Raw genomic sequence first — 7,432 nt, 5'->3', positions numbered from 1 at the left:
CCGCCTCGCGCCCGGCGACCAGCCAGACGCCCGCCTCGGGCTCCCGCGCGGGGTGCTCGACCTGCCACTCGGCGTCGGGCTCGTAGACCTCGGCGTCGGCGAAGGACGGGGTCTGCACGGCGGGCGCGGGAGCGGACAGCGCGGGCAGCAGCGGGGTGTCGGGCAGCCGTTCCAGGATGGCCCGCCGGATGCGCGCGTCGAGCTCGCCCTTGCCCATGAGCGCGGGGACGAGGTCGAGCAGCTTCGGCGTGGCGGGCAACTCGCGGAGCAGCCGCACGTAGGCGTCGGCGACCCGCTCGACCAGGAAACCGGTCAGCGGCCCCTTCGCCACGTGCCGCCGGTCGGTCGCCATCGGGAAGGACGCGATGAGCAGCGCGGGCAGGTCGAGCGGCTCGTCACTCGGCGTCGGCGCGTGCACCACGGGCGGGACGGCCGAGGGCAGCGGCCCAGGCTCCGCCGGCTCGGCGGCGCCGGACGCCCCCGCCAGCGGGACTGCCCAGCGAACGGACCAGAACGGCCGGGCCCGCTCCTCCGTGGGACGGTCGGCGAAGAAGGCCGCCACCTGCTCGGCGGTGAACTCGCCCGACTCGGAGACGACGTGCCAGCCGTCGGCCACCACGGTGCGGGTCTCGCCGTCGAGGGTGATCTCGATGGCGGTCAGGGCGGGCATGCCGAGCAGCAGGGCCGGGCTGGTCTCCTCCAGCATGCGCCGGACCGCCGCCTCCGCCGCCTCGTCGCGCAGCGGCAGCCGCACCAGCGTGTCGAACCCGTCGGGCACGTCGAGCGGGTCGGCCGCGAACGGGAGACGCAACAGAGGGACGTGACCGGCCCGGTCGGCCAGCTCACCCGCCAGCGCCGGGATCGAGGCCACCACCTCGGACGTCTCCTCGCGCGACCACCGCGCCGCCCCGGCCCCCCGGGACCCGATCATCGGCGCGTCGCACACCGAGACCACCGCGGCGAAGCCGACGCCGAAACGGCCGGCCGCGCCCGCCTCGTCGCGCTTGCCGGAGACACGCAGCGTCGACAGACCCTCCACGCCCGTGGCGTCGAGCGGGGCGCCCGTGTTGGCCGCCGTCAGCTCGCCGTCACGCAACGTGAGCCTGAGCACCCCTGGCACGCCGGCGCGCAACGCCGCGTCGGCCGCGTTCTGCGCCAGTTCGACGATCAGCCGGTCTCGGTAGCCGCCGAGCGCGAAGTCCTCTTCGGCGTTGGCGTCCTCGCGGAACCTGGCGGGCGACGCCGCCCACGCGGCCAGCACCGCGGCGCGCATCCGGTCGGTGCCAAAGGTGTCGGTCATCGATCACGATCCTCGTTGTGGGTAGGGGTCACCGTAGGCTAGCGGCCCCGACCGACAGTCACGGCCCTCACGGACCGTCGCGGTCGAAACCCGCGCCCACGACGGGCACCACACTGTTACGACGCCGACCTAACGCCAGGCCCCTGCACCGGAACCGACAGCCCACGGCCGACGCCACACCCTCACCGCGCCGGCCGAAGCCGACGCCCACGGCCGACAGCGCGTCCGGAAACCCTGGTGTCAGGAGTGGCCGAGCTCCTCGCTGGCCGACTCGTCGACCGAGCCCGCCTCCTCCTCGATCAGGTCGAAGCCCAGGTCGTCGAGGATCGGGGTGGCCGCCTCCATCGGCGGCGGCATGACCGCGGCCTCGGAGTGCGCGCCGCACCCGTGGTCGGCGGCGACCACCCGGCCGTCGTCGGGCGCGTACTCATTCGTGCAGACCCCGAACGTCTGCCGGAGCTCACCCGCGAGCAGCCAGTAGAACCCACAGGTGGAACACTGCGCGGGAGCGGCGTGTGCGATCGGAGTATGCGGCCCGTGCTCGCCCGAGTGCCAGCGCCTGGCCGCCCGGTCCCTGCCGATGGCCGAGAGCACACGGGCCCGGCCCAGGCCATACTCGAAAACCATCTGGCGATCGGCGTCGTCGTCGGTCTCGGTGAAACCGGGCGCCAGCCGGTCGTCGTCCTCCGGCGTCGGCAGCAGGTCGCCGACGCCGAGGTCGCCGGGGCGCAGCCGCTCGCTCCATGGCAGCCATTCGGGGGCGAGCAGCGCACCCGAGCCAGGCAGCAGCACGGCCTCGCTGACCGTGACGTTCTTCGCCCGCGAGGCTCGCGTAACGGTGACGGCCCAGCGCCAGCCGCGATAGGCCCGGTCGAGGCAGGCGAAGTAGTGGGTGACGATCCGGTCACCCTCGCCCTCGTAACCCAGGTGCTCGCCGGGCTCGCCAGGGCGCGCCAGTTCCTCGGCGGCGGCGCGGGCCAACTCCACCGCGGCGACACAGGCCTGGTCGGGCGCGGAGACGCGGGTCCTGGTGCGGCTCATGAAACCGCCTCCGCCAAAAGGTGCTGTTCGCTCACACTTCATTCTCACCCATGGCGGGACCTGAAGATGCCCACATGCGGAGCTCCGCAGGCACATAGATCTCACGCTGCCGCCTCACCCATGGCAGCCCCCGAGGTCACACGCGTCCTGTCTGCGACGACAGGACCGAATGGCGCAGCAGTCCGATCACGACTCCAGGCTCACGATCATCACTAAATAACGCACACATCACGAATCACCTCCACGCCCTCAAGCGGCCCTTAAAACGCATAAATCCGGACTTGTCGCAACGCCCACGGCCGGTAGCAGAAAGCGCACGCACCCCGATCCGCCTCCTAGATCCCGAACGCGTCGGGTAAGACTGGTAGGCGTGGAGGGTGGCTGGCGGCACATGTCACGCCGCGTCGGGCACGGAGTCGCCGACGCCGGCCGTGCAACCGCGCGCGCCACTCGGGCGACCGCCAGTGGCGCCAAGCGCGCGAGCGTGGCCACCGCCAGGGGCGCGCGGAGCGTCGGCAGGGGTGCCCAGGGCGTCGGAAGGGCCACGCGCCGCCTCACCCACGCCAACGGCGCCGACCGCACCGGCCTCGGCCGCCTGATCGAGCTCACCGCCGGCCACAGCGCGGGCGACGCACTGGTCACGGTCGCGCTGGCGAGCACCGTCTTCTTCGGTGTCCCCGTCGGCGAGGCGCGCGGGCCCGTGGCGCTCTACCTGGTCATCACGATGCTGCCGTTCGCGCTGCTCGCACCGTTCGTCGGGCCGATCCTCGACCGGTTCAGGTCCGGACGCCGCTACGTGATGGCCGGCACCCTGTTCGGCCGCGGCCTGCTCTGCTTCGCGATGGCCGCCGCCGTGGGCCCCGGCGACCTGGTGACGCTGTTCGGCGGTGCGCTGGGCGTCCTGGTGCTGTCGAAGGCCTACAACGTGTCGCGTGCGGCGATCATGCCGAGCGTGCTGCCCGCCGACATCACCCTGGTATCGGCCAACGCGCGGGTGGCGCTGTTCTCGCTGGTGTCGGCGGGCGTGGTGGTGCCCGTCGGCGCGGGCCTGACCGCCTGGCTCGGCAGCGCCGTCACCCTGCGCGTCGCGATGGCGGTCTTCCTCCTGGTCGGCGTCGTCTCCCTGCGGCTGCCCCGGCACGTCGACTCACCCGACCTGGAGGACGTGGACGCCGAGGAAGGCAGGCCGCCGCGCTGGCGGACCCTGCTCAACGTGGGCCCCGCGGTGGCCGAGGCGGTCTGGGCGAACGTGGCCATCCGCCTGTTCTCCGGGTTCCTGCTGTTCTTCATGCTCTTCCTGGTGCAGGACAAGGGCGTCCCGTGGCTGTCGGAGCCCGCGCCGTTCTTCGACGTCCCGAAGACGATCGCGCTGCTGGCGGCGGCGGCCGGGCTGGGCGGCCTGCTGGGCGCGGCGGTCGCCAACTGGACGCGCAACCACGCGCCCCAGCTCATCGTGCTGCTCACACTGGCCGTGACCGGCGCGACCACGATCGCGACGGCCGTCTTCTTCGGCCTGTGGACCGCGGTCGCGCTCTCAGTGATCACCGCGTTCGCCCAGGAACTGGGCAAGCTCGCGCTCGACGCGATCGTCCAGCGCGAGATCGGCGAGGAGGTGCGCTCGTCCACGTTCGGCGTGGTCGAGGCGGTGCTGCAGCTCGCCTGGGTGTTCGGCGGGCTGGTCGGGCTGGTGCTGTCGCTGGCGGAGAACAGCCTGGCGGGGCTGGTCACGCTGGCCGTGGTGCTGACCGTCAGCCTGGGCTGGCTGGTCGTCAGGAGGAGGAAGCGCGTCCGCTCGGCGGACGCCAGAGTCCGCGCGAGCACGTACGACCAAGGCGAACCCGACGTGCCCGAGCAAACGGAGGCGGGCCCGTACGAGCCACCTCCACACGAGCCGCCCCCACCCGAACCGACCACACGCGAACCGACCCGGCACGAACCGAGCCCGTACGAGCGGACGGAGCCCGTCGTGCGCGAGCCGCGCTCGGACTCCCTAGACCCGACGAAACCGCTGACCAACCCGCACGGCTAGGCGTCGAGGTCGTCGGCGACGGCCCTGAGCACCTGCGCGATCTTCTTGGCGTGCGCCGCGTCCGGGTGCTTGCCCCGCTGGTAGGACGTCGAGACGTCGTCGAGCAGCTTGATCAGGTCCTCGACGATGACGACCATCTCGTCCGGCTTCTTCCGCTTGGCCTTGGGCTTCGTCTTGGCCAGCGTCGGCGGCTGGTCGAGGATCCGCACCGAGAGGGCCTGCTGGCCGCGCCGGCCCTCGGCCACGCCGAACTCCACCTTCTGGCCAGGCTTGAGCGGCCCGGCGCCGGCGGGCAGCGCGGAGGAATGCACGAAAACCTCACCACCGTCGTCGCGGGTGAGGAAGCCGAAACCCTTGTCGGCGTCGTACCACTTGACCTTGCCACTCGGCACAGGAGAGACCTCGTTCAAACAGTCGGAAAGGATGATGGACGTAGGTTATGCCCCGGAAGGCGGACAAGCGACCGGGTAATTTCCGGTCAATTATCGGACTTCATCGCGTCGGCGCCACTCGGCGAACCAGTCGGCGAATTCCGTCAGGTCCGTCAGCGCCACATCGGCTCCGTGCTCACGCAGCTCTCCTACCGTGTAGGGGCCTGTCGCGACCGTCACGCTGACGGCGTTTCCTGCCCGCGCCGCCTCGATGTCCGCGACGTGGTCACCAACATAGGCGGACGCACCGAAACGCGCGAGCGCCGAACCCTTCGCGGCGCCGAAAACCGAGCCGACGATCTCGTCAACAGCGAGCCCGAGGAGGTTGATCGTGCTGGTCGCGTCGCGCCGGTTCTTTCCGGTGACCACGATGATCTTGCCGCCCTGGGCCCGCACAGCCTCCACGGCCTCGTGCGCTCCCTCCATGGCGGTGTGCGCCGGCACGCCGTACTCGGGGTAGATCTGCCGGAACAGCTCCGCCGCCGCAGGGATCGCCTCCGGGGCCAGCCAGTTGGCCAGCTCGTGCTCCAGCGGCGGGCCGAGCCGGGCGGTGATCGCCTGGCTGTCGATGTCGATGCCGAGTCGCGCGGCCAGCTCGTCGTATACGGCCGCGATGCCTGATCGCGTGTCTGCCAATGTCATGTCCAGATCGAATCCCACCGATGTCACCACATGTGCAGGATGCCAAACGCCGACTCGCCCCGCGTAACGGGGCTTGTTGTGGGACTGTGGGAATGAGAAGAAAGGAATTACTTATCGCGAGGAGTGGTCATGACCGAGAGCCCGAAACCCCCGCAGGCCGCAGACCGCCTCGTCGCCACCTCCAGCCGGCCGCGTCCGCACCGTCCCGCGCGGCCGGCGCCCGCGCCGCCAGGGGTGCGGGTGTGGCAGCAGACGGTGGCCGTGCTGGTGTGGGCCGTCCGGGTGACCTCCAGGCTGGCGGCGCTGGTGCTCGTCCTCTACGCGCTGTTCAAGGTGTTCGGGGCCAACCAGGCGAACATCTGGTACCAGTTCGTCGAGTCGATGGCCGGGTCGCTCTCGCTCGGGCTGGCCAACCTGTTCGAGCTCGCCGACGCGCGGTGGACGACTCTGGTCGACTACGGGCTCGCCGCGCTCGTGTGGCTGGTCATCGGCTCGGTCGTAGCGGGTCTCATCCGGCGCGCGGCCCCGTGACGGCTACGCTCCTCACGGAGGTAACAGGACAGACATGACCAGATCGACGCGTGAGCGGATCATCGACGAGGCCTTGCGGCTGTTCGCCGAGCGCGGGTACGCCGCCACCTCGGTGGCCGAGATCGAGGCCGCCTCCGGGCTCTCCCCCGGCGCCGGCGGGCTCTACCGGCACTTCAAGTCCAAGTACGAGGTGCTCGCCGCCGCGATCAACGAGCACGCCGCCCGCACCCGCATCCAGGTCGCCGAGAGCCTGCACCAGCTCAGCGGCATGGAGTCCTCCACCGCTCTGGAGGAGCGGCTGTCGCACCTGTGCCGGGCCGGGCTGGCCAAGGTGCGCGAGGAGTCGGAGCTGACCAGGGTGTTCTTCCGCGACCTCAGCCAGTTCCCCGAGCTGGTCACGGTGGTACGCGAGGGGCTGCTGCAGCCCATGTTCGACGCCATCACGACCTGGTTCCGCGCGCAGCCGGAGTACAGCGACGCCGAGCTCGACTGGACGGGCATCGCCGCCGTGCTCGGCGGTTCCGTGGTGCACTACCGGCTGTTCCAGGAGACCGTGGGCGAGTCGCCGGGCCACGCGGAGAAGGACCAGTTCGTCGAGGCGTGGGTACGGCTGGCCGTCGGCCTGCTGCCCAACCCCGCTCCGGTCAGGTGACGTCGAGCAGGCGGTAGGCCAGCCAGACCACGCCCAGACCGGTCCCGATCATGAACATCACGCCACTGACGTCGAAGAACTCGACGAAGAAGGCCTGTAACCCGGGCTGACCGCCCACGCGCAGGCCGCCGACGAGCACTCCGCCCACCACGTAGCCGAGGATCGGCGCGCCGACCCCGAGCAGCCGGACACGCAGCGGCCAGCTGTCGCTCGACAGCACCAGCACCCCGCCCAGCGCCCAGACCAGGACGGGCACCTGGAAGATCGCCACGGGCGCCAGGTCGAACGGCACCAGCAGCGCCGCCGCCACCAGGATCACCAGCGCGGCGGTCTCGCGCGGGTACTCCTTGACGATGGTCCTGGCGTCCCGCCCCTCGGTGGCCATCGGGTTGGCGCCGGCCATGACGGCCCTACGCAGCCCCGCGAACGGCAGCCCGTGGGACGTCCTGCCCGGCGGGCGCTCCCGCAGCGCGTCCGGAGGCGTGACCACGTCGTCGACGATGGTGGGAGACGACACGCCCGGGGCGGTCGCGGGGGGCTCCGCCAGCCTGCGGGCCTCGCTCCGGGCCAGCGCCGCCGGATCGCCGAGCCTGGCGAGCACCTTGGCCACCTGGCGGGCGTCCTGACTGCCCGCCCGCTCGGCCTCGATCCTGGTGCGCAGCCGCGTGGCGAAGTCGAGCCGCTGGTCAGGACGGAGAACACCGTGAGCCGCGTCAGCCGCTCTGCTGACGTAGTTCAGGATGAGCTGGTCCGCTCGCTCGATCACGTGAGCCATGCTGCCCCAATCAGGAGGGACATACCATGGC

General features: G+C 71.5%; 7 protein-coding genes and 1 pseudogene. 3 read left to right on the top strand and 5 right to left on the bottom strand.

The window, feature by feature from the left end; genetic code table 11:
* Both ABZ297_RS34885 and ABZ297_RS34880 read right to left on the bottom strand, forming a co-directional pair.
* Positions 1 to 1,300: pseudogene (locus ABZ297_RS34885) on the bottom strand (hypothetical protein); the annotation flags it as partial.
* 240 nt (positions 1,301 to 1,540) lie between these two features.
* Entirely contained in the window at positions 1,541 to 2,341 is an 801-nt protein-coding gene (locus ABZ297_RS34880) for a DUF3027 domain-containing protein (RefSeq protein ID WP_355355475.1), read from the bottom strand.
* 391 nt (positions 2,342 to 2,732) lie between these two features.
* On the opposite strand from ABZ297_RS34880, the gene ABZ297_RS34875 reads away from it, so the two are divergent.
* Positions 2,733 to 4,370 (top strand): MFS transporter, encoded by a 1,638-nt coding sequence (locus ABZ297_RS34875; protein ID WP_355355473.1) that lies wholly within the window; start codon positions 2,733 to 2,735, stop codon positions 4,368 to 4,370.
* On the opposite strand, the gene ABZ297_RS34870 is transcribed toward ABZ297_RS34875, so the two are convergent.
* The gene (locus tag ABZ297_RS34870) at positions 4,367 to 4,762 is read right to left on the bottom strand and encodes a cold-shock protein (RefSeq protein ID WP_355355471.1); all 396 of its coding nucleotides are present in this window, start codon (positions 4,760 to 4,762) and stop codon (positions 4,367 to 4,369) included. The two genes, ABZ297_RS34875 and ABZ297_RS34870, sit on opposite strands and share 4 nt — an antisense overlap.
* A gap of 90 nt (positions 4,763 to 4,852) precedes the next feature.
* On the bottom strand, positions 4,853 to 5,461 hold the full coding sequence (locus ABZ297_RS34865; protein ID WP_355355469.1) for an HAD family hydrolase: 609 nt from the start codon (positions 5,459 to 5,461) through the stop codon (positions 4,853 to 4,855).
* 111 nt (positions 5,462 to 5,572) lie between these two features.
* Here ABZ297_RS34865 and ABZ297_RS34860 point away from each other — a divergent pair, with 111 nt between their 5' ends.
* Together ABZ297_RS34860 and ABZ297_RS34855 are read left to right on the top strand one after the other, a co-directional pair.
* Positions 5,573 to 5,974, top strand: coding sequence for a hypothetical protein (locus ABZ297_RS34860; protein ID WP_355355467.1), 402 nt, complete (start codon positions 5,573 to 5,575; stop codon positions 5,972 to 5,974).
* A 34-nt stretch (positions 5,975 to 6,008) separates the two neighbouring features.
* Positions 6,009 to 6,626 carry a helix-turn-helix domain-containing protein gene (locus ABZ297_RS34855; protein WP_355355465.1) on the top strand — a complete coding sequence of 206 codons (618 nt, stop codon included), beginning with the start codon at positions 6,009 to 6,011 and terminating at the stop codon, positions 6,624 to 6,626.
* Here ABZ297_RS34855 and ABZ297_RS34850 read toward each other — a convergent pair.
* Positions 6,619 to 7,392 (bottom strand): hypothetical protein, encoded by a 774-nt coding sequence (locus ABZ297_RS34850; RefSeq protein ID WP_355355463.1) that lies wholly within the window; start codon positions 7,390 to 7,392, stop codon positions 6,619 to 6,621. The genes ABZ297_RS34855 and ABZ297_RS34850 overlap by 8 nt on opposite strands.
* Positions 7,393 to 7,432: the final 40 nt, after the last annotated feature.

This window comes from Nonomuraea sp. NPDC005983, from assembly GCF_040614375.1.
Classification (GTDB): domain Bacteria; phylum Actinomycetota; class Actinomycetes; order Streptosporangiales; family Streptosporangiaceae; genus Nonomuraea.
Note: the sequence above shows the minus strand (reverse complement) of the source record. Positions and strands in the feature narration are given on the sequence as shown.

Excerpts from the sequence above, each read along its gene's own strand:
- ABZ297_RS34860 (WP_355355467.1), top strand. The coding sequence starts at position 5,573 with ATGACCGAGAGCCCGAAACCCCCGCAGGCCGCAGACCGCCTCGTCGCC.
- ABZ297_RS34875 (WP_355355473.1), top strand. The coding sequence starts at position 2,733 with ATGTCACGCCGCGTCGGGCACGGAGTCGCCGACGCCGGCCGTGCAACC.
- ABZ297_RS34880 (WP_355355475.1), bottom strand. The coding sequence starts at position 2,341 with ATGAGCCGCACCAGGACCCGCGTCTCCGCGCCCGACCAGGCCTGTGTC.
- ABZ297_RS34855 (WP_355355465.1), top strand. The coding sequence starts at position 6,009 with ATGACCAGATCGACGCGTGAGCGGATCATCGACGAGGCCTTGCGGCTG.